Origin of the sequence: Acinetobacter sp. KS-LM10, from assembly GCF_036896575.1 — a bacterium.
Classification (GTDB): domain Bacteria; phylum Pseudomonadota; class Gammaproteobacteria; order Pseudomonadales; family Moraxellaceae; genus Acinetobacter; species Acinetobacter avistercoris.
In genome coordinates, this window is sequence record NZ_CP145906.1 from 3111629 (window position 1) to 3132403 (window position 20775).

General features: G+C 38.0%; 22 protein-coding genes. 12 read left to right on the plus strand and 10 right to left on the minus strand.

Features of this window, described 5'->3' with window-relative positions; genetic code table 11:
* The first annotated feature begins 284 nt into the window (after window positions 1–284).
* From V5M36_RS14085 to V5M36_RS14110, 6 genes are all read left to right on the plus strand, one after another.
* On the plus strand, window positions 285–992 hold the full coding sequence (locus V5M36_RS14085; protein WP_338560116.1) for an FFLEELY motif protein: 708 nt from the start codon (window positions 285–287) through the stop codon (window positions 990–992).
* A gap of 273 nt (window positions 993–1265) precedes the next feature.
* Window positions 1266–2210, plus strand: coding sequence for a bifunctional demethylmenaquinone methyltransferase/2-methoxy-6-polyprenyl-1,4-benzoquinol methylase UbiE (gene ubiE, locus V5M36_RS14090; RefSeq protein ID WP_338560117.1), 945 nt, complete (start codon window positions 1266–1268; stop codon window positions 2208–2210).
* A gap of 21 nt (window positions 2211–2231) precedes the next feature.
* A complete protein-coding gene (locus V5M36_RS14095; RefSeq protein WP_338560120.1) occupies window positions 2232–2888 on the plus strand; it encodes a ubiquinone biosynthesis accessory factor UbiJ in 657 nt (218 codons plus the stop codon).
* A gap of 18 nt (window positions 2889–2906) precedes the next feature.
* Window positions 2907–4526: an ABC1 kinase family protein gene (locus V5M36_RS14100; RefSeq protein WP_338560123.1), complete on the plus strand. Its 1620-nt coding sequence runs from the start codon at window positions 2907–2909 to the stop codon at window positions 4524–4526.
* A 123-nt stretch (window positions 4527–4649) separates the two neighbouring features.
* Window positions 4650–4835: a helix-turn-helix domain-containing protein gene (locus V5M36_RS14105; RefSeq protein ID WP_338560124.1), complete on the plus strand. Its 186-nt coding sequence runs from the start codon at window positions 4650–4652 to the stop codon at window positions 4833–4835.
* A 153-nt stretch (window positions 4836–4988) separates the two neighbouring features.
* Complete coding sequence (locus V5M36_RS14110; RefSeq protein WP_338560127.1) at window positions 4989–5600, plus strand: IS30 family transposase; 612 nt, start codon at window positions 4989–4991, stop codon at window positions 5598–5600.
* A gap of 189 nt (window positions 5601–5789) precedes the next feature.
* On the opposite strand, the gene pgsA is transcribed toward V5M36_RS14110, so the two are convergent.
* From pgsA to V5M36_RS14135, 5 genes are all read right to left on the minus strand, one after another.
* Window positions 5790–6374: a CDP-diacylglycerol--glycerol-3-phosphate 3-phosphatidyltransferase gene (gene pgsA, locus V5M36_RS14115; RefSeq protein ID WP_338560129.1), complete on the minus strand. Its 585-nt coding sequence runs from the start codon at window positions 6372–6374 to the stop codon at window positions 5790–5792.
* A gap of 103 nt (window positions 6375–6477) precedes the next feature.
* A complete protein-coding gene (locus tag V5M36_RS14120) occupies window positions 6478–7275 on the minus strand; it encodes an acyl-CoA thioesterase (RefSeq protein ID WP_338560132.1) in 798 nt (265 codons plus the stop codon).
* A gap of 127 nt (window positions 7276–7402) precedes the next feature.
* Window positions 7403–7723, minus strand: a complete 321-nt coding sequence (locus V5M36_RS14125; RefSeq protein WP_338560134.1) for a DOPA 4,5-dioxygenase family protein — start codon at window positions 7721–7723, stop codon at window positions 7403–7405.
* A gap of 79 nt (window positions 7724–7802) precedes the next feature.
* Window positions 7803–9602 carry an excinuclease ABC subunit UvrC gene (gene uvrC, locus V5M36_RS14130; RefSeq protein ID WP_338560136.1) on the minus strand — a complete coding sequence of 600 codons (1800 nt, stop codon included), beginning with the start codon at window positions 9600–9602 and terminating at the stop codon, window positions 7803–7805.
* Between the two features lie 628 nt (window positions 9603–10230).
* Window positions 10231–11253 (minus strand): hypothetical protein, encoded by a 1023-nt coding sequence (locus V5M36_RS14135; protein ID WP_338560139.1) that lies wholly within the window; start codon window positions 11251–11253, stop codon window positions 10231–10233.
* 537 nt (window positions 11254–11790) lie between these two features.
* Between V5M36_RS14135 and fadB the strand changes: the two genes are divergently transcribed.
* The 3 genes from fadB (at window position 11791) to V5M36_RS14150 (ending at window position 16166) form a co-directional block, all read left to right on the plus strand.
* The gene (fadB, locus tag V5M36_RS14140) at window positions 11791–13944 is read left to right on the plus strand and encodes a fatty acid oxidation complex subunit alpha FadB (RefSeq protein ID WP_338560141.1); all 2154 of its coding nucleotides are present in this window, start codon (window positions 11791–11793) and stop codon (window positions 13942–13944) included.
* A gap of 12 nt (window positions 13945–13956) precedes the next feature.
* Window positions 13957–15129, plus strand: a complete 1173-nt coding sequence (fadA, locus tag V5M36_RS14145; RefSeq protein WP_338560143.1) for an acetyl-CoA C-acyltransferase FadA — start codon at window positions 13957–13959, stop codon at window positions 15127–15129.
* Between the two features lie 185 nt (window positions 15130–15314).
* The gene (locus tag V5M36_RS14150; RefSeq protein ID WP_338560145.1) at window positions 15315–16166 is read left to right on the plus strand and encodes a hypothetical protein; all 852 of its coding nucleotides are present in this window, start codon (window positions 15315–15317) and stop codon (window positions 16164–16166) included.
* A gap of 141 nt (window positions 16167–16307) precedes the next feature.
* Here the strand turns inward: V5M36_RS14150 and V5M36_RS16115 are convergent, their stop codons facing one another.
* Both V5M36_RS16115 and V5M36_RS16120 read right to left on the minus strand, forming a co-directional pair.
* Window positions 16308–16778: a transposase family protein gene (locus V5M36_RS16115; RefSeq protein ID WP_445206279.1), complete on the minus strand. Its 471-nt coding sequence runs from the start codon at window positions 16776–16778 to the stop codon at window positions 16308–16310.
* Window positions 16726–17121, minus strand: a complete 396-nt coding sequence (locus V5M36_RS16120; protein WP_445206280.1) for a transposase family protein — start codon at window positions 17119–17121, stop codon at window positions 16726–16728. Before V5M36_RS16120 ends, V5M36_RS16115 begins: the two co-directional genes overlap by 53 nt.
* Before the next feature lie 161 nt (window positions 17122–17282).
* Here V5M36_RS16120 and V5M36_RS14160 point away from each other — a divergent pair, with 161 nt between their 5' ends.
* A complete protein-coding gene (locus tag V5M36_RS14160) occupies window positions 17283–18143 on the plus strand; it encodes a DUF4747 family protein (protein WP_338564248.1) in 861 nt (286 codons plus the stop codon).
* 3 nt (window positions 18144–18146) lie between these two features.
* Entirely contained in the window at window positions 18147–18617 is a 471-nt protein-coding gene (locus V5M36_RS14165) for a hypothetical protein (RefSeq protein WP_338560149.1), read from the plus strand.
* Here V5M36_RS14165 and V5M36_RS16125 read toward each other — a convergent pair.
* The 3 genes from V5M36_RS16125 to V5M36_RS14175 all read right to left on the minus strand — a co-directional run bounded on the left by V5M36_RS16125 (window position 18576) and on the right by V5M36_RS14175 (window position 20122).
* Window positions 18576–19046 (minus strand): transposase family protein, encoded by a 471-nt coding sequence (locus V5M36_RS16125; RefSeq protein ID WP_445206279.1) that lies wholly within the window; start codon window positions 19044–19046, stop codon window positions 18576–18578. The genes V5M36_RS14165 and V5M36_RS16125 overlap by 42 nt on opposite strands.
* Window positions 18994–19389 carry a transposase family protein gene (locus V5M36_RS16130; RefSeq protein WP_445206267.1) on the minus strand — a complete coding sequence of 132 codons (396 nt, stop codon included), beginning with the start codon at window positions 19387–19389 and terminating at the stop codon, window positions 18994–18996. The genes V5M36_RS16125 and V5M36_RS16130 overlap by 53 nt, the downstream gene beginning before the upstream one ends.
* Before the next feature lie 220 nt (window positions 19390–19609).
* Window positions 19610–20122 (minus strand): hypothetical protein, encoded by a 513-nt coding sequence (locus tag V5M36_RS14175; protein WP_338560153.1) that lies wholly within the window; start codon window positions 20120–20122, stop codon window positions 19610–19612.
* Window positions 20123–20376: 254 nt separating this feature from the next.
* Between V5M36_RS14175 and V5M36_RS16135 the strand changes: the two genes are divergently transcribed.
* On the plus strand, window positions 20377–20772 hold the full coding sequence (locus tag V5M36_RS16135; RefSeq protein ID WP_445206281.1) for a transposase family protein: 396 nt from the start codon (window positions 20377–20379) through the stop codon (window positions 20770–20772).
* The last annotated feature ends 3 nt before the right edge of the window (window positions 20773–20775 follow it).

Genomic DNA, 20775 nt, shown 5'->3' on the forward strand with positions numbered 1-20775 from the left:
TTTAACTCATTTGGCTTTAAATCAGTCGACTTTAACTCGAGACCTGCTTGCTGTTCACTCACACTTTTCTCTGGCATATTCTTCTCTGATTATTCTATTTTTCTCAGTATACTCAAGTCTGTCTTGTTGCGGCATCTGGCTGTACAAATTATTGCAAATGTTATGAAGTCTGTCCGTTAAGATCAGACCTGACTTATTTTCAAACAGTTTAAGCTTGATTTGTCATAGCGCTTTTCTGCTACGGCAATTATGCTTGATCAGGTAAAAATACATTGAGCTTCAATATGTCCAAACTTGCTGCATTAGACCAACTTTTAGAACAATATAAACAATTAAGTTATCACTCAGATCCAGTCCTGAAACAACGATTACATGAAGCTCAAAATTGGCTCAAAAATCGTATCCAAAAAACGCATCAAGATTTATTCAATGAGCCTAAGCACATATTGATGGCACATTATTTTATCAATCGTCTCTATGGTGGAGCTGAGTTTGATGATCTGGCTTTGCAAATAGAACGCTTACTCAAGTACGCACACAAAGCTGAAAAAATTATTCCTGAAAATGCCATTAAAACTGGCCTCAAATCTGTCGGTCTTGCTGTATTGGCGATGGAGCTTGATGAGCAAGTTGCGAAACAACTTTTAAAAGATTATCCCGTGGATAAAATCATTGATGATGAAATAATGCGTCTCACCTTAATAAAAGTCGATCAAGCACATGCACGACGCCAACAATTGGACATGTTGGATGAATTAGGGATCAGTTTAGATAAATATATGCGTTCTTTCATTATGCATACCGCTTTTAAAATGTGTAAAGGCACTGCCAGTAAATATAAGTTCGAGCTTATGTATGACTTTATTGGTGAGGGATTTGTCGCGATGAAACCGATGAAGTCAGCTGCGACATTCATTGCTGTCTTCACTGAAAAAGAGCGAGTGATTATTGAAAATGTACATGCGGGTAAAACCAATCCATTTAGCATTTAATGTTAAATACACATAAGTATGATTTGATTCTCCGAGCTGGTGGTTCTGCAGTATTTTGCTCGTTAAACAAACGTATCTGACTCATTAAGATGACAAATACGATCTAATTTAGCTTATTTTAGATCTGTTGTTGTTGAATCAAAATTCAATCATTTTAATTTTTCTGTATATTATTCATATCAATTGCATGATCGACACTGTAAAAAACGAAAGAATCTGTCATCATGCTTCTTCTCAAAGATTTACTATTATTTGTGTTCAGGAGTGACTCGAATGTCGAATGAAAACCAACAGCCTAATGCTCAAACTGAGTCGGCAAATAACACAGACAAAGTCAGTCCTTTCTTAACTGAACCACTTCCTCAAGGCGTACCACAAGGCCAGCAGCAATCACTCCAACAAACACTGACGGATTCGCCTGTAAGCAGTCATGTGCCTAAATACAATTTACCTCGTGGTGCAAATACTGGAAATGTCGGTGAAACCACACATTTCGGTTTTAAAACAGTCAATAGCGAAGAAAAAGCACAAAAAGTGGCAGAAGTATTCCATTCTGTAGCCAGCAAATACGACATCATGAATGACTTGATGTCATTTGGTATTCATCGTTTATGGAAACGTTTTGCGATTAATATGTCAGGTGTACGTCGTGGTCAGCACGTTCTTGATATTGCAGGCGGCACAGGTGATTTAGCCAAAGTTTTTAGCCGTGAAGTCGGACCAACAGGCCATGTAGTACTTTCTGATATTAATGAGTCTATGCTCAATGTCGGTCGTGATCGTTTAATCGATGCGGGTTGTACCAATGTGGATTTCGTTTTAGCCAATGCTGAAACCTTAGAACCATTTGCAGATAATAGTTTTGATTTGCTCACGATTTCATTTGGCTTGCGTAATGTGACGGATAAAGATGCCGCTTTAGCCTCTATGTACCGTGTATTAAAACCAGGTGGTCGTTTATTAATTTTGGAATTCTCTAAACCAATTTTTGAACCGTTTTCAAAACTTTATGATTTATATTCTTTCACAGCTTTGCCGATCATGGGTAAAATTATCGCCAATGATTCAGAAAGTTATAAGTATTTAGCTGAATCTATTCGCATGCATCCAGATCAACGTACCTTAAAAGGTATGATGGAAAATGCCGGCTTCCAAAACTGTGATTATCATAATTTAACCGCAGGTGTTGTCGCTGTTCATCGTGGCTTTAAACTTTAAGTCTTGGTCAAAGGATTTATTATGTGGTCAATCCTTGCACTTGGTGCAGCTGAACGTTTTATTCATCAATGTATCAATTTGGATGCGATCACTCGCATTCAACTGAATACGTTACAAGGCAAAATGCTTCGTGTAGTGATTGACTCACCTCAGCTTTCAGTTGATGTATTTTTTGATCATGAAAAAGTCCGTTTAGAACCCACAGTCACTGGACATAGTCTAAAGCCTTCGATTTTTGAACAACGACCTTTTGATGCTGTTCAAGTCATCACAGATGCTGACGCAACATTGCGTGTCGAAAATTTTGTTGAATTAATCAAACTTCTCATGGCTGATGATGTGGGTAATATTCCCTTGCAAGGCGATTATCACTTGCTTCAGAATATTCAAAAAATCATACAACATACTGAACCAGACCTTGCCTCAAAACTGAGTGATTGGGTCGGTCCGAACTTAGCCAGCCAAATAGGCAAAATTCAAATCGCGCCCAAGCAAATTCTGCGCTCATTAGAAAGTCATGTTTTTTTTGCAAAAGACTTTATTAAAGAAGATAGTGGTTTATTTGCAGCACGTTGGCAAATGGATGATTTAAATCAAGACACGCGTCAATTGAAACAAAATATTGATCGTCTTGAAGCAAAAATATCACAACTTCAGTCTCAATTTAATCTCACATAAAATTAGGTAAGTGCATTTATGATTCCGCATATTAGACGTTTAATCGAACTTTGGCGCATCGCGGCGCACTACAGACTCGACACGTTACTTCCTGCGGAAGACATACCTGCAAAAGCGCGCCCAATTTTTAAATTTATTCACATGCATCCTGCTGCATGGTCAAGTCGTGAGCGTAAAAATCCGCTCAAACTGAAAGAAGCTTTAGAGGATATGGGCCCTCTTGCAATTAAATTGGGTCAATTGCTTTCAACTCGTCGGGATTTGATTCCACCTGAATTATTACAACAACTGGTTTTACTGCAAGATCGCGTGAAGCCTTTTGATAATAATGTCGCAAAAATGCGGATTCAGGAATCATTTAAAGCCGATGTAAATACGTTGTTTGCTCGCTTTGACGATCAACCTCTTGCTGCAGCCTCCATTGCGCAGGTTCACACTGCAGCTTTACATGATGGTCGTGAAGTTGTTGTTAAAGTCACACGTCCGAACATTTATGCTCAAATTATTGAAGATTTTGAAATTTTAGAATGGTTAGGTGCTTTTCTTGAAAAACGATTAGAAGCAGCACGCGCACTACATCTATCCGAAATCATTCAAGACTACCGTCAAATTATTCTTAATGAATTAGATTTGAGTTTAGAGGCAGATAATACCCGTCGTATGCGTCATTACTTTACAGGCTCTAGCATGATGTATGTGCCTGAAGTCTATATGGACAGTAAAGATGTCATGGTGGCTGAACGTATTAGTGGCGTGCCTATTTCAGATCTTGAAACCTTTGATCGCTTAGGGATGAATCGTGCAGACTTGGCTGAAAAAGGTTTAACTATTTTCTTCACTCAGGTTTTCCGTGACAACTTCTTTCATGCAGATATGCATCCCGGCAATGTCTTCGTAGAAACCATTAATCCAAGTCATCCACGCTTTATCGCATTAGACTGCGCCATCATGGGCGAGTTGTCTAAACATGACCAAATGACCATTGCACGTATGCTTTTGGCAGTCATGAACAGTGATTTCATGCAGTTAATCTTGATTGTTCATCAAGCAGGTTGGATTCCACCGGGTACTGATCAAGATGCGCTTTCGCGTGAAATGCGCCGTACTGTCGGTCCAATGGTGTCTAAGCCAATGCATGAGCTAGACTTCGCGGGAATCTTATTGCAAGTCATGGATATTGCACGCCGTTTCCATTTAGAAATTCCGCCACAGCTTATGCTTTTATTGAAAACCTTGGTGCATGTTGAGGGATTAGGTACTGACTTATATCCAGAACTTGATATTTGGAAACTTGCTAAACCCATCTTAACGGATTGGGTTAAAGCGCAAATGAATCCACAAAAGAATATCAAAGAACTTGGGCAAAAAATTCCCGATCTACTTTTAGGTGCACAAGATCTTCCTACGCTATTAATAGATAGCTTAAATGGTTTAAAAAATCAGTCTGCATGGCACGCAAAACAACTTAATGAAATTCAAACCATGCGCTTAGAGATGGAACACCAGCAAAAACGTAGCTGGCTCTTCGGTAGTGTGATCGCTATTGTACTGACCATTGCCATTATTGCGCCTTGGTATATATCAATCATTTTTATTCTCGTTGCCAGTCTCATCTCAGTTTGGCGAATAATTAAATAATTTATTTTAGATCTTCAATTCTTAAATGAAGTGCAACAAAGATTAAATTATTGGCAGGAAGCAAGATGAGATTGTATTTTGCTTCCGACCGATCAAAGTCAAAGTCAAAGTCAAAGTTGCATGATGAACTATACTCATCTTACTCAAGAAGAACGATATCAGATTTATACCCTGTTACGTGAAGGTTTTTCCAAACGCTATATCGCTTGGTGTTTAAATCGTTCACCAGCAACTATCTCTAGTGAAGTCACTCGAAATAAAGCTAGAAATATGGTTACTTCGCTAAACATGCACATAAAGTCGCTTTAAAACGTCATCGCTCCAATCCTAAAAGAATCCCATTTCATATTTGGGCGCTTGTCATTTCTTACCTAAACCTACAATGGAGCCCTGAACAAATTGCTTCTCACGTAGCGGTCTGTCTGCATTCTATTTACAGGTTTATAAAACAGAATAAAAGCAATGGTGGCGTGCTTTTCCACAACCTACGTTTCAGAAATCAAAAGAAAGAGGAAATATGGTTCTCCTGAAACCCGCGGTCAACTCACTCATCGTAAAAGCATTCATGAAAGACCGCATGAGGTTGAGCAACGGACTCGCTTTGATGACTTGGAGATAGATACGATCGTAGGTAAAAATCATCAACAATCTTTAGTTTCAATTGTAGATCGAAGAACAGGCTATCTTTGGCTAACAAAGTGCAATACACGTAAGGCTGAAGACATCAGCAGAGCGACCATCAATTTACTCCCCCCCATCAAAGACCAATTGAAAACAATAACTGCAGACAATGGCAAAGAATTCAGTTTGCATGAGCATATTGCTCAAGAACTTGATTTGGATTGGTATTTCGCAGATCCCTACAGTGCTTGGCAACGAGGTACAAATGAAAACACCAATGGATTAATCAGACAATACATAAGGAAAGGTAGTGATTTAAATCATTACACGGATGAGTATATTTCAGAAATCACTCAACGTTTGAATCAACGCTCAAGAAAAAGACTCGGCTTTAAAAGTCCGAGTCAGGTATTATGCCGACAACATGGTGTTGCACTTCAAACGATAATGTAAGTTGATAAAGAGATTTATTATTTCTAGGCTATTAATCTCAAGTTTTTTTGCAAACTTGTCTAGAAACTTTCTAATCTAAAGTTTTTCTGATTTAACGTTTTCTATCTTTTGACAGCCATCAGTCTCTCTCAATTAATTCCTATACTAGTCAATTAAAAAAAGCGCCTTGTGGCGCTTTTGATATGTGTATCAAGGTTGTTTTAAGTATGGCCATGCCGCTTTGAGATAAATGAACATTGACCAGAGCGTTAAAATGACTGCGGTATACAGCAAGCCATACGCGACCAGTTCAAGAGGTTGCCAGTTCAATAAAAAAACTGAAATCGCAATCATTTGAAATGCGGTTTTATATTTCCCAACGGTAGACACAGCAACATTGGTACGTGCACCGAGTTCTGCCATCCACTCACGCAAAGCAGATACCGTAATTTCACGTGAAATAATTACAATTGCAGCGAAGGCCATAGAGATTGTCGGCTCCCACTGTACAAGTACAATCAGTGCCGCCGCCACCATCAGCTTATCTGCTACTGGATCTAGGAAACGACCAAAAGCAGAGGTCTGATTCAGCGTGCGAGCCAAGTAACCATCGAACCAATCTGTAATCGCAGCGACCACAAAAATTGCTGTAAGCACGATATGACGGGTCATACTGCCTTCTTGAACTGCCCCAATTGCTGGCGGCCAATAGGCGATAATTAAAAATACAGGAATTAACGCAATACGAGCTAGCGTCAAGATGTTCGGAATATTCAGGATACGACCTGTAGACATAGACACCGCCAGTTTGTCCCCTAATGCTTAAAATTCAGCAATATAACTTGAGCTTGGATATTTTCAACTCGCCTACTTTAAACGATTCATTATCTGCTGTCGACTAGGCAAAGATGGTCACTGTTTGTCTTGAAATCGCAATAAGTTGATCATTTGCATTCCAAATATGTGCATATTCAGTCGCGTAGCCATTTTCTGCATGGTCTGTAAATACTTTATATTTAAACCAATCTAGACGTTGAAATTCATCATTTCCCAGTAAAGTGACATACCAAGACAAGGAACTGCCTGGTGCAGGTGTCTTTAAAACAGGGAAAACACCTGCGGGCCAAATATCCAATAATGCTAAAAATTCAGCTATGCTCATTTTACCATTTGGAAAATTTTGCTCTGAAAATCTAAACCAACCACCGAAATCTGCTTGTGGACTCGCTGAACAAGGATATCCACCTTCTGCCCAAGCTAAATCGAAGTTTTGATAACACTGCGGCATTAATGGATGATAAGGCAGTTTATTTAATTGCTCAGGTGCGGGATAAGACGGCGCTTGACGTTGTTGTTGGACATTTAGAATGGAGTTCCGTTCAGAGCCAAAGCTTGCGAGCATAATGCTCATTACCTGATGATCTTGCCAAATCCGTGCTTCAACGGAAGTCACCGACTTTCCCTTACGAAGAATCTCAACGGTGACTTTGACTGGCTTTTTTTCTTGAACAGGAGCAACGAAAGTAACACTCACCGTCAATAACCGTTTCTGCGCATCGTCTATAGCCCAAATTGCCTTGTGTAACATCATTGCAGTGGTTAAACCACCAAAGATGGTTCGCCCCTGTAACCAACCTTCAGGAATATCAACACTTTCTTTTTGTTCTAGGTCTTTAAATAGCTGACTAAAAGGCATAAAAAAAGCTCAATGATTAATTTTCATCAAGCATGATTTAATTCATCCTAGAGGTAAATGATCAATGACTCGTGGGTCAATGATCATTTATGCAAATTAATGAAATCAATTAAACACCAAAGCAGGATTAGAAAACATCTAAATTCAGTGGCAAAGGTTGGCCTAACCACGTAGCTTCTTTGGTATGTGCTAAATATTCATTGTCAATTAAGGGATGAATCAAGACGGATAGATCAAGCGGACTAGAAGCAAGAAGCGACTTGATTTGTGGCAATATAGTTTCATCAAATGCCAATTGAAACATGGGCTTGGTATGTGGTCCCACCAATTTTTGATGGATGCGGCCATACTTCACTGCCTCACCAAAGGCTTGCTGTAATTCTGCGTATAACAGTTCAATCGCCTCAATTTGAGGCAAATCGAAATAAACATGAGCATGATATTGCATAAATTCCTAACATCCAAAAACTTTAAAACTGACATCTAAACAAATACAAAAACAAAAAATAGCTTTATTCGACAACCATTTATTCATGCAAAATTTTATAAACTGTTCTCGCCATCACACCGCCTAAACCGGGTACCAACTTCAAATCATTTTCAGAGGCTTTAAGCACGCCTTGGATTCCCCCGAAATGGGTCAATAAATCACGTCGACGTTTCGGGCCAAGACCAGGAATTGCCTCAAGCACAGATTGACCACGGCGCTTATCACGCTTAGCACGATGCTTGGTGATTGCAAAACGATGCGCTTCATCACGCACCTGCTGAATTAAATGCAAAGCTTTATGGTCTTCAGGCAATTGAATTTTTTGACCATCGGTAAAGTGTAAAGTCTCCAAGCCAGGTTTTCGACCCTCACCTTTAGACACACCGACCATAAATGCATCTAGCCCCAGATCTTTCATCACATCCATCGCCATATGTAGCTGCCCTTTACCGCCATCGATCAGCAATAAATCTGGCAACATTGCTTTTTTATACCGACGCGTTAACGCTTGGCGCATCGCAGCATAGTCATCACCGCCAGTAATATCCTCAATCGAAAATTGGCGATAGTCTCGTTTTCTGACCCCGCCTGAATCAAAAACCACACAAGAAGCGATGGTCGCCTCGCCCATGGTATGCGAAATATCAAAACACTCGATTCGATCTACGGGACGACCTAAAACCAACTCCAACTGATGAAAGCGTTCATTTAACTCAAAATGATTGGCCAACTGGCCCTTTATCGCATGTTGTACATTCATATTGGCCAGTTCAAGCCATTCGGCACGAGTCTCTCGGACACTGTGCTTCACCACAACTTTCTTGTCAAAATGCTGATACAACGCGGCTTGCAAATCAGTACGGTCAGGAATTTCCACATTGACAATCAATTCGGTTGGAACCTCATCGGCCACTTGGAAATAAAAGTTCGCCATAAAATCTGACAGCATTTGTCCCAAATCACCGCCCAACATATCTGGAAAATAACTTTTCCCACCGAGCATTTTACCGTTACGCACATGCATAATTTGTACGCAGGTCACACCCGCAAGATAAGCAATGGCCAAAATATCGGCCTCACCTTTGACTTTATAAATCGCCTGTTGAGTCTGCACATCTCTTAAAAGTGCCATACGATCACGGAAAAAAACTGCTTTTTCAAATTCTAAAGCTTCAGCGGCAGTTTCCATTTTGCTGATTAATTCTTGATTTAGCTCTTTAGTATCACCCTGTAAAAAACGAATCGAGTTATCCACATCATCTTTATAGTCTTGTGGAGAAATAAGACCGACACACGGTGCAGAACAACGTTTGATTTGATATTGCAAACAGGGACGCTTACGCTGTGAAAAATAGCTGTTTTCACACTGACGAACGTTAAATAATTTTTGTAAAACCACCAAAGTATCCCGTGCATTATAAGCACTGGGATAAGGTCCAAAGAACTTCCCTGCCTGATGTTTGCCTTTGCCTCGACCACTGGCAATACGCGGATAGGGCTTATCGCTCGATACGAAAATATAGACATAAGACTTATCATCACGCAACATAATGTTGTAGGGCGGACGATGCAGCTTAATCAGATTTTGTTCTAACAATAAGGCTTCTGTTTCTGAACGAACCACTAAGGTCTCGATATTATAAATACGAGCAACCAAGGCCTGTGTTTTAGGGTGTTCAATCGTTTTTACAAAATAGCTCGAAACACGATTTTTAAGATTTTTGGCTTTGCCCACATATAACAATTCACCGCCTTTACCCAACATGCGGTATACGCCGGGTAATGTGGTCATATTGGCTAAAATCTTTTCAATATTTTCTCGTGCGTTTTCGTTCACAATGGACTTTTAAAAGATGAGATATAGAAATGATGGGGTATTTAGTGTCTATTTCCAAGTCTAAGATTGTGTCTATGAGTCAAATACTGACGCAGTCTTTCAAACTTAAATCATTTCTCCATTAAATAAGGATTAAATACTTTTAAATCATCATTAAATACTTTGATTTTCGAGCAGCCAAATCTATAACTTAAACCATAGATGCGGACTCTTTTAGATCGCATTCGATGTATGCGACATAAAGCTATATTTTTTATGATGATTAAAATGAGCTGACTCTAAGCTAATTTATACTAAACTTCTTTCAAACCTCTTTATTCACACCACACACTCATCGTTAGTACTCCCTCATCCTAATCTTCTCCCAAAGGGAGAAGGGATTATTACAAATCAATTTTTTGCTAATAAATGATCATTTTTGGACTTATGAAAGAGATCTACTGTTTTTATATGGCATATATGGTTGGGTTAATTGCGTAAATAAAACAAGATAAATATGCTTTACTCAAGTTTAAGTGACAGATGTTTAGAATCTTTAAAATCTATTGCTCAAAACTAAAAAACGCCCAATAAGGCGCTTTTTATCAATCTGGAGGATCATCTGTTCAACGATTCTAACCATAAAACCTTAAGAATAATTATTCAGTAATTGAATTGATTTATGAGCAGTTGGATTGAAAAAATCACATTTATTTTTTAAGAGTTCTAAATTTAAAACTGCTTCTTGATACTCAATTGTATTTGAATCATTTCGAGCTGCCAATCGTTGCGCTTTTTCAGCGACTTGTTTCGCTAACTCACGCTCTTCAAAGTCCAACATATCGCCTTGATACACCGTACCATCGATATTCACAAATACAATGTCTTCAACTAGGCCAAACTGATCATACACACGATAGTATTTCCAAGGATATCCAGCCCAATTTCCAGTGACCGTTTTAATTGTATGCCCTCTCATCGTTGCATCAGCAAAAACACTCAAATGCTCTTTACCAACACGATCCGTAAAGCCATTGTCTAAATTAAAGATAAAATCATCGTATCCCACTTGGACTTGATTAAATTTAATTTCTTTATCTATCTTTATAAGGCTCCCTTGAGGTGAGATTTTTACTCGTTGATAACAAGCAGCACCTTGAGGAAATTGGAAGGCGGTTTTGTTATATAGCTGCTTTGCTTTCGTCCCCTCAAACTTAAGATTCACATCATTCGTGTTTTTAAAATATGACGTAAACCCAGGAAATACCCCATCGTAAACGTCTTTATTGGCTAAATCGATTTTTTCCAAAACTTCAATTTTTTTGATTCCTGGCGCTTCACTAGACAATACTCGATTAGCGCTTAATAGCTCTATTGACGTATCTAACCATTGATCATTGTAAATTTTATTGGGCGTCAAGACATATTTTTCCTTACCAAGCGGAACATAAAATTTCGTATTCGGGACGACCCCATTCACAAAAGAATAGTATTTAAACCTTAAATCCTCCGCGACATGGACCAATGTCTGCGTTAAATCCGGATTTTGAGGTTTTGAACCCTGAGTTGATTGATTCGCGTTTGAACCTTCGCCACCACTACCGCCGCCGCCACAAGCACTGAGTACTAAAGCAAAGCTACTTATAAGCAACGCTATTTTTATATTTTTCATTATGTTTATTACTCTAATTTATCGTATATTTTTTCAGCAAAAAATCATATCGATTTAGTTTAAAAAACTCAACTGATGTTTAAGAAATATTAAACAATTTATCACTCAGTCATTTATCTAGATAAAACTGCAAAATCTGCGTATCCATTATTGTTCTTAAGTCACGTTTAAAGACGTTAAGAATGTACGTCTAAAATTCTTTTTTTTCTTCAACTGACTTTTTTGACAAATTTTAATGTTCGAAAATGCTTGTAATTGAGGGCCACTCCCCGATATAACCTAGTAGGCTTTAAATTAAAATGCCAATTGAAACAAAAGCTTTATATTCTTTAATTTGAAATAATAACGAGCGAGCGTATTACGCCTCAAGGTTTATGTAATAAAAATAGATGACCCTTGCGTCACGGCTTGATACAACTTGTTATGTTCTTTTTCGATATAGTTATCGTAAGATTAGCGAAGTATAAAGTGCGCAGGAAATACGCGCTCGCTTCAAAACATCAACTTAGAAGTCCTCCAAAAAAGGGAGATCAGGGCATGATCCACGCTGGCAATGCCATTACCGTCCAAATGCTTTCGGACGGAATTGCAGAATTCCGCTTTGACTTACAAGGTGAGTCGGTTAATAAATTCGACCGTGCAACAATTGACGATTTCAAAGCTGCAATTAATGCAGTTCAATCAAACGCAGAGATCAAAGGTCTTATCGTTACGTCTGGAAAATCAACATTTATTGTTGGTGCCGACATTACTGAATTTGGTGAAAATTTTGCTTCAGGTGCAGATAAAATTGTGGAATGGGCAATGCCTGTTCACGATATTTTTAATGCATTTGAAGATTTAGACATTCCTAAAGTTGCTGCTATCAATGGTATCGCTTTGGGTGGTGGTTTCGAAATGTGTATGGTCTGTGACTATCGTGTGATGTCAGACAAAGCACAAGTCGGTTTACCTGAAGTTAAACTGGGCATTATTCCAGGTTTCGGTGGAACAGTTCGTTTAAGCCGTGTGATTGGTATCGATAACGCTGTTGAGTGGATTGCAACATCTGCAAACAAACGTCCAGATGCTGCTTTAAAAGATGGCGCAGTAGATGCTGTCGTTTCCGCTGACAAGCTTCAAGAAGCGGCTATTGATCTGGTGAAACAAGCGATTTCTGGTCGTTTAGACTGGAAAAAAAAGCGCCAAGAAAAACTAGACCCGATTAAGTTAAATCCATTAGAACAAATGATGGCATTTAACTCTTCTAAAGGTGTGGTTCTTGCAAAAGCAAATCCAGCACAATATCCAGCACCAAAATTATTGCTTGATTCTATGCAAGCAGGTTCAAGTTTAGACCGTGCAGGTGCATTGCGTGTCGAAGCTGAACATTTTGCAAAAGCAGCGATTACCCCACAATCAAGTGCATTGATTGGTTTATTCCTCAATGATCAAGTGGTTAAGAAAACCTCTAAGCGTTATGAAAAAGGCGCTCATCCTGTAAACCAAGCGGCTGTATTAGGCGCAGGTATCATGGGTGGTGGTATTGCGTATCAAGCTGCCAGCAAAGGTACGCCAATTATCATGAAAGATATTGGTAATCCACAACTTGCATTGGGTATGTCTGAAGCGAATGGCTTGTTAACCAAACAAGTTGAACGCAAACGTATGACTCCTGCAAAAATGGGTGAAACCCTTGCACGTATCCGTCCGACTTTAAGCTATGACGAGTTTAAAGAAGTCGATATCGTGATTGAAGCGGTGACTGAAAATCCAAAAATCAAAGAAGCTGTATTAAAAGATACAGAAAGCAAAGTTCGTGATAACACGATCATTGCATCGAACACGTCAACGATTTCAATCACACGTCTTGCGAAAGCATTACAGCGTCCTGAAAACTTCGTCGGCATGCATTTCTTTAACCCTGTTCACATGATGCCATTGGTTGAAGTGATCCGTGGTGAGAAGACTTCTGATGAAGCGATTGCAACAACTGTTGTGCTTGCTCAGAAAATGGGTAAAACCCCGATTGTGGTAAACGACTGCCCTGGTTTCTTGGTGAACCGTGTGTTGTTCCCTTACTTTGGTGCGTTTGACCTGCTTCTTAAAGATGGTGCAGATTTCCAACAAGTCGATAAAGTCATGGAACGTTTCGGCTGGCCTATGGGTCCTGCGTATCTCATGGACGTGGTTGGTATTGACACTGGTGTACATGGCTCAGAAGTGATGGCGGAAGGTTTCCCTGATCGTATGAAGCCAGATTACAAAGGTTCAATTCAAACCATGTATGAAGCGAAACGTTTGGGTCAGAAAAACGATATCGGTTTCTACAAATATGAATTAGACCGTAAAGGCAAGAAAGCCAAAAAAGTTGATCCAACGGCTTATGACGTAATTGCTTCTGTCGTTACTGGTGAAAAACGCGAATTTGATGCGCAAGAAATCATTGATCGTATGATGCTTGCTTTCTGTAACGAAACAGTTCGTTGTTTAGAAGACAAGATCGTCGCAACGGCGTCTGAAGCAGATATGGCGATGATCATGGGTGTCGGTTTCCCTCCATTCCGTGGTGGTCCAGCGCGTTATATCGATCAGACAGGTGTCGCTGAGTATGTTGCGCTGTGCGACAAATATGCTCACCTAGGTAAAGCTTATGAAGCGCCACAAATGTTGCGTGACATGGCTGCTAATAACACTAAATTCTACGGTTAAGGAGCAACGTGAATGGCTACTTTAAATCCACGTGACGTTGTCATCGTTGATGGCGTGCGTTCAGCAATGGGTAAAACCAAAAATGGTATGTTCCGTAATGTTCGTGCCGACAATTTATCTGCTGAACTAGTACGTGCATTGGTTGCTCGTAACCAATTTGATACCAATGAAGTTGAAGATGTGGTCTGGGGTTGTGTAAACCAGACACTTGAACAAGGTATGAACATTGCGCGTAATATCGCATTACTGGCTGACCTACCAAAAACTGTTGCGGGTCAAACCGTCAACCGTCTTTGTGGTTCATCGATGCAAGCAATTCATACTGCTGCTGCTCAAATTGCAACAAACCAAGGTGATATTTTCATCATCGGTGGTGTAGAGCATATGGGCCACGTTGGTATGATGCACGGTATTGATTTAAACCCTCAAGCCTCTAAGCATTATGCTAAAGCATCGAACATGATGGGCTTAACGGCTGAAATGTTAGGTCGTATGAACGGTATTACGCGTGAAGAACAAGATGCCTTTGGTGTTGAGTCTCACCGCCGTGCATGGGATGCAACTCAATCAGGTCGTTTCAAAAATGAAATTATCGGCATTGAGGGTCATGATGCTGAAGGTAAACTTCAATTGTGCGATATCGATGAAGTGATTCGTCCAGATTCAAACATTGAAGCTTTTAGAGCTTTGCGCCCTGTCTTTGATCCTAAAGGTGGTACGGTAACGGCGGCAACCTCTTCTGCATTGTCTGATGGTGCATCTGCTATGTTGTTGATGTCTGCTGAACGTGCTCAAGCTTTGGGTCTTAAGCCTCGTGCGGTCATTCGCTCTATGGCGGTTGCAGGTTGTGATGCTGCGATCATGGGTTACGGCCCTGTTCCTGCTACGCAAAAAGCACTTAAACGTGCTGGCCTGTCGATTGCAGATATTCAAACATTTGAACTGAATGAAGCATTTGCTGCACAAGGTTTGTCTGTTCTTAAAGGCTTAGGCATTTATGATCAACAAGATCGTGTGAACTTGAATGGTGGTGCGATTGCTTTGGGTCACCCATTGGGTTGTTCTGGTGCGCGTATCACGACTACGCTTCTAAACGTTATGGAGCAACAAGATACTCAAATTGGTCTTGCGACCATGTGTATCGGTTTGGGTCAAGGTATCGCGACAATTATCGAACGTGTTTAATTATTAGATATGTGAGAAAAATAAACCTCGCTTAATGCGGGGTTTTTTATTTCTTAGATTATCTTTTTAATTACAAAATAATTTTATAATTAGATGAAAAAGTATATAAATATTAGTTTCAAAAATGCACATAATTGCATATGATTCATTAGAACTACTGAACATAAAACATAATAAGAGTTGCTATGAAAAAAATATTTGTTCCACTTTTTGTAAGTTTATTATTGGCTGGATGTGCAACCACTCAAATGTCGCCTGAAACTCGTAACCAATATAATCAGATACAAACTGCCCTAAAATCTGCGCCCGTCGCCGTTTTAATCAATCCTTGCTTGTTGACGAATGAATTGGGTAAAGACTTAATTTTGGCTGAACCATCGCGACTGAGCAGTGATAAATTTCTTGAAACTTTTAATCAACAGCTCAATCAGCAAGGTATAACAATCGGTAAGAGCGCTGCACCTTTTATTTGTGCCTTAATGCCTGAAGAGCAAATGAAAAAGTATGATTTTCAAGCTGATTCAATTACAAAAAGAGCGCCGATAAGTACCTACCCTTTATTGAATCAGACGGGCTCTACTTTAACTACTGAGCAGCAAAATGCAGTTTTCGCATTGAATCAATTTTTTATGAAATATAACTCAGTTGAGCTCGCCAATCTGAAAAATAAGAATGCTCCAGCTGCACTTCCTGAGCTAGATCAAGCGACTTTAGATATTTTGAAAAACTGGTCTGCATCTGAATATTTATTTATTATCAATATTGATGGTTTGGACGCTTCAATGGGCTCTAAGTTTGCTATGGGTGCATTAAGTGCGGGTGTGACCTTGGCTACGCTAGGTATTGGTGGTGGTTTAGTCACTGCTTATATGCCTCAAGAAGGTCAACAATATACCGTTAGACTTTTTGATCTGAATAAAAAACAATTTATATGGACTAAAAGTGCTTTGCTTAAAGGAAAAGTTTTCTCAACGAAGAATCACTCTCTTGAAGCCAAGAACACTTTAGATCCTTTATTTGAATTAAAAATCAAGTGATTTCAATAGAACTTGAGTAAGCATTTTTTAAAAATCAATCGAACGTGTTTAATTCTTAGATATAAAAATAAACCCCGCTTAATGCGGGGTTTTTGTTATATATTAATAAGATATTTATGTATATTAGACCTCTTTCATAAGTCATTTTTTACTCAATTCCATGTTATAAATTCCAGCAATTAAATTGAATCTTAAGCCGAGTCTTTTTCCTCTATTTCGGTAACGTTCAGCAAGTATTTTAAAATGCTTCAGCGCACCAAAAACATGTTCAACAAGGATTCTTCTTTTATTGATTTCTCGATTGTACTTTTTAAGTTCAGGATCTAATGTACAGCCTTTTTTTGCTTTCAACGGAAGCAAACTGTTTGCGTAAATATTATGAATACCCTGATAGCCTTTATCCGCTAATAGAAATGAATTCTTAGGAATTAAATTTAAGTTTCTTTTGAATAACTCAAAATCATGCACCGCACCTTTACACATACATAAACTGAGTATTTCTCGTGTTTTAGCATGAATAATCGCTTGTACTTTAAACGTATGCATCTTTTTCTTACCGCTATAGCTTTTCTTCTGTTTTTTTGGGCCTTTGAATGGGTATTTCTGTTGCATCGATGATGACAACATTCCAATCAATGCCTTCACCTTGAGGCAAATCCTTCGGTAAATTAAAAAGATTAGACTGGATTAAGCAGTCTTCAACATGCCGAACAATTCTTGAAGCCGTCAGCTCTGAAACACCATAACTGGTCGCAACATGAAATAAGGTTCGATATTCACGCCAATAGCTTAGACTCAAAAGAACTTGATCTTCTAAGCTTAATTTAGCGGGTCTACCCGTAGTTGGTAAATGCTTTTTCAATTGCTCAACCATTAAATAAAAAGTTGAGTATGAGATGCCTGTATAACGCTTAAACTGCGGATCAGAAAGCTTTTTTGAGTCGATATATTTCATACTGAAATTATGCATCAATTTCACAAAGTTAAGGGTACATATAATCACCAAGAAGATGACTGTTTTTTGAGTTATGAAAGAGATCTATTATTCTTTTAGTAATATTTAACTGGGGAATATCTCGTGAATGATGAAAAGTTTTTAGAAAAAAAAGAACATATATTTATACTGCATATAACTTAACATTACATCCACATCTAACACCTCAAGTATATGTAGATTTTTTTGAGTTTGTTTTTAAGAAAAAATTCTTTTTACCTACTGGATATAGAGCTTATCATCTTGCACTACATGAAATTAATTATTTTGATAAGGACGATAAACTTAAAGGTTTTCAAGGTGCTTTAGTAAGATTTGAAAATTTAATGCCGACTCAATTTATTGACTTAGAGACTGGTAAAACTCCTGAAAACTGGAGTTTGGATATAGCATCTAATATAAAATATAAACCTACATTCTTTTATTTTTCTTTTTATCCAGAGCCACATAAAATTATTTTTGAATTAGAAAATGAGAAATCAACAATTAGCTACAACGTCGTTTTACAATTTTTTAAAAGAGTTCTCTCAAGTCCAGATTTCAAAGAGAAATTTAATAGTGGGGAAATACATACATTATCATCAAAGAAGAATGTAAAAAGTATTTTGAAAAACCGAAAACTAAAACATATTGAATTTTTAGTTACAAGACCGAATCCAGATATATTTGATGATTTAGTAGATGAAGCAATTTCCGAATATTTAGAGGATCAAAAAGCAAAAAATATGACTATTTCCTTAACTGCACAAGATGGAAAATATTTAAAAATTCAACAAAATACCGAAAAATTTGGTATCGCTGCAGCAGAAAATGGTGAAGTTAAAGCAATAATTGAAAATGATAGCCAAAGATCTGAAGAGATTAGTACAAAAAAATTTCCATTAAGCTCTCCTCAAATTTTTCAGAAAAGTGTAACTATAAAAAATAGATTAAAATTCATGTCTGAAAAGATTATTCCAAAACTTAGAACTAAAAAGGTTTAAATAATGTTAAATTCTTTCAGGGATTACTGGACAAGCTATGGCGGATTTAAAGCTATTTTCCAATCCTCATATTTCTGGATAGCTTTATTCATAACAGCTATCTCATTTACAACTTGGTTGAAAAATGATTGGCATACAATATTTATTGGAGTTTTTCCAAGTCTTTTAGGTTTTTCACTAGCAGGCTATGCAATTTGGCTTACATTAGGTGATCAAAGATTAAAAGAAATTTTAATCAAGAAAAAAGTAAATAATATTTCTGCATTCTTAGCTATAAATGCAAGCTTTGTTCATTTTATTATATTACAAGTATTAGCATTCATTGGACTTTTTGTTTTACATACTAACTCCATTAATACTCTTGTAGATATTATTAATCTAAGTAGTTGCAAATTATTTTATAATGTATATTTATTAGACCTCTTTCATAAGTCATTTTTTACTCAATTCCATGTTATAAATTCCAGCAATTAAATTGAATCTTAAGCCGAGTCTTTTTCCTCTATTTCGGTAACGTTCAGCAAGTATTTTAAAATGCTTCAGCGCACCAAAAACATGTTCAACAAGGATTCTTCTTTTATTGATTTCTCGATTGTACTTTTTAAGTTCAGGATCTAATGTACAGCCTTTTTTTGCTTTCAACGGAAGCAAACTGTTTGCGTAAATATTATGAATACCCTGATAGCCTTTATCCGCTAATAGAAATGAATTCTTAGGAATTAAATTTAAGTTTCTTTTGAATAACTCAAAATCATGCACCGCACCTTTACACATACATAAACTGAGTATTTCTCGTGTTTTAGCATGAATAATCGCTTGTACTTTAAACGTATGCATCTTTTTCTTACCGCTATAGCTTTTCTTCTGTTTTTTTGGGCCTTTGAATGGGTATTTCTGTTGCATCGATGATGACAACATTCCAATCAATGCCTTCACCTTGAGGCAAATCCTTCGGTAAATTAAAAAGATTAGACTGGATTAAGCAGTCTTCAACATGCCGAACAATTCTTGAAGCCGTCGGCTCTGAAACACCATAACTGGTCGCAACATGAAATAAGGTTCGATATTCACGCCAATAGCTTAGACTCAAAAGAACTTGATCTTCTAAGCTTAATTTAGCGGGTCTACCCGTAGTTGGTAAATGCTTTTTCAATTGCTCAACCATTAAATAAAAAGTTGAGTATGAGATGCCTGTATAACGCTTAAACTGCGGATCAGAAAGCTTTTTTGAGTCGATATATTTCATACTGAAATTATGCATCAATTTCACAAAGTTAAGGGTACATATAATCACCAAGAAGATGACTGTTTTTTGAGTTATGAAAGAGATCTATTAAGTACACATGTATTTAATCTAATTGTTTTTTTCTTATGTATATATTCAATTCTTGCAATGCTGGCAGCAATATTTGGATTATTTAATATAGCTAAGGCTATGGATAAAATACAAAATAAATAGATGACCTTTAATTCCCATTCAAATTATTACGCCATTGATCACCAAATAATTGACTCATCCGTTGCTCATCAAATCGGATCTCTAACGGAGCACCGTTGCGTATTCCTTCCAACGCTCTTTCACGATTAATCCCTAAAGGCTCAAGCATTCTAAACAATCCAGAATTCGGGTCAGAAGACTGTAAACCTGATGCGACAGCCAGCACATATTGCTGCTGTAAAGGTGACAATTGACTGAGGTCAGGCAATGCCGTTTGAGGCTGAACATTCAATGCAGAGGGATTGCTATTAAACACGTTATTTTGAATATCCTGTTCTTGTTTAATGATCTGATGCTGTAAAGAACGACGAACTTTATCATCTTCCTGAAAAGGTTGAACCGTCGTTAAAACCTCATTCCGCAATTCAGCATCTGCCATCACCTTAATGGTCGGGAGCGTGGCAACATCTTCTGCATAGGCATAAGAAAAACCACCACAGAACATCATGCTGGCAATCAAACAAGCTTTGGTCGTATTCATAGCTATACCCTGAATTGAATCACACTAAAAAACGTGAATTTAGAACGCATTTTTAGCAAGAAAGATAAGAACCCTATGTATAGGCTACAACGATCTTGTCTACGATTCATCAAGGCTCAGATAGGCGGTAAAGCCATGAAAATCATTTTTTCACAAACTGAATATATTAGATCTCTTTCATAACTCAAAAAACAGTCATCTTCTTGGTGATTATATGTACCCTTAACTTTGTGAAATTGATGCATAATTTCAGTATGAAATATATCGACTCAAAAAAGCTTTCTGATCCGCAGTTTAAGCGTTATACAGGCATCTCATACTCAACTTTTTATTTAATGGTTGAGCAATTGAAAAAGCATTTACCAACTACGGGTAGACCCGCTAAATTAAGCTTAGAGGATCAAGTTCTTTTGAGTCTAAGCTATTGGTGTGAATATCGAACCTTATTTCATGTTGCGACCAGTTATGGTGTTTCAGAGCCGACGGCTTCAAGAATTGTTCGGCATGTTGAAGACTGCTTAATCCAGTCTAATCTTTTTAATTTACCGAAGGATTTGCCTCAAGGTGAAGGCATTGATTGGAATGTTGTCATCATCGATGCAACAGAAATACCCATTCAAAGGCCCAAAAAAACAGAAGAAAAGCTATAGCGG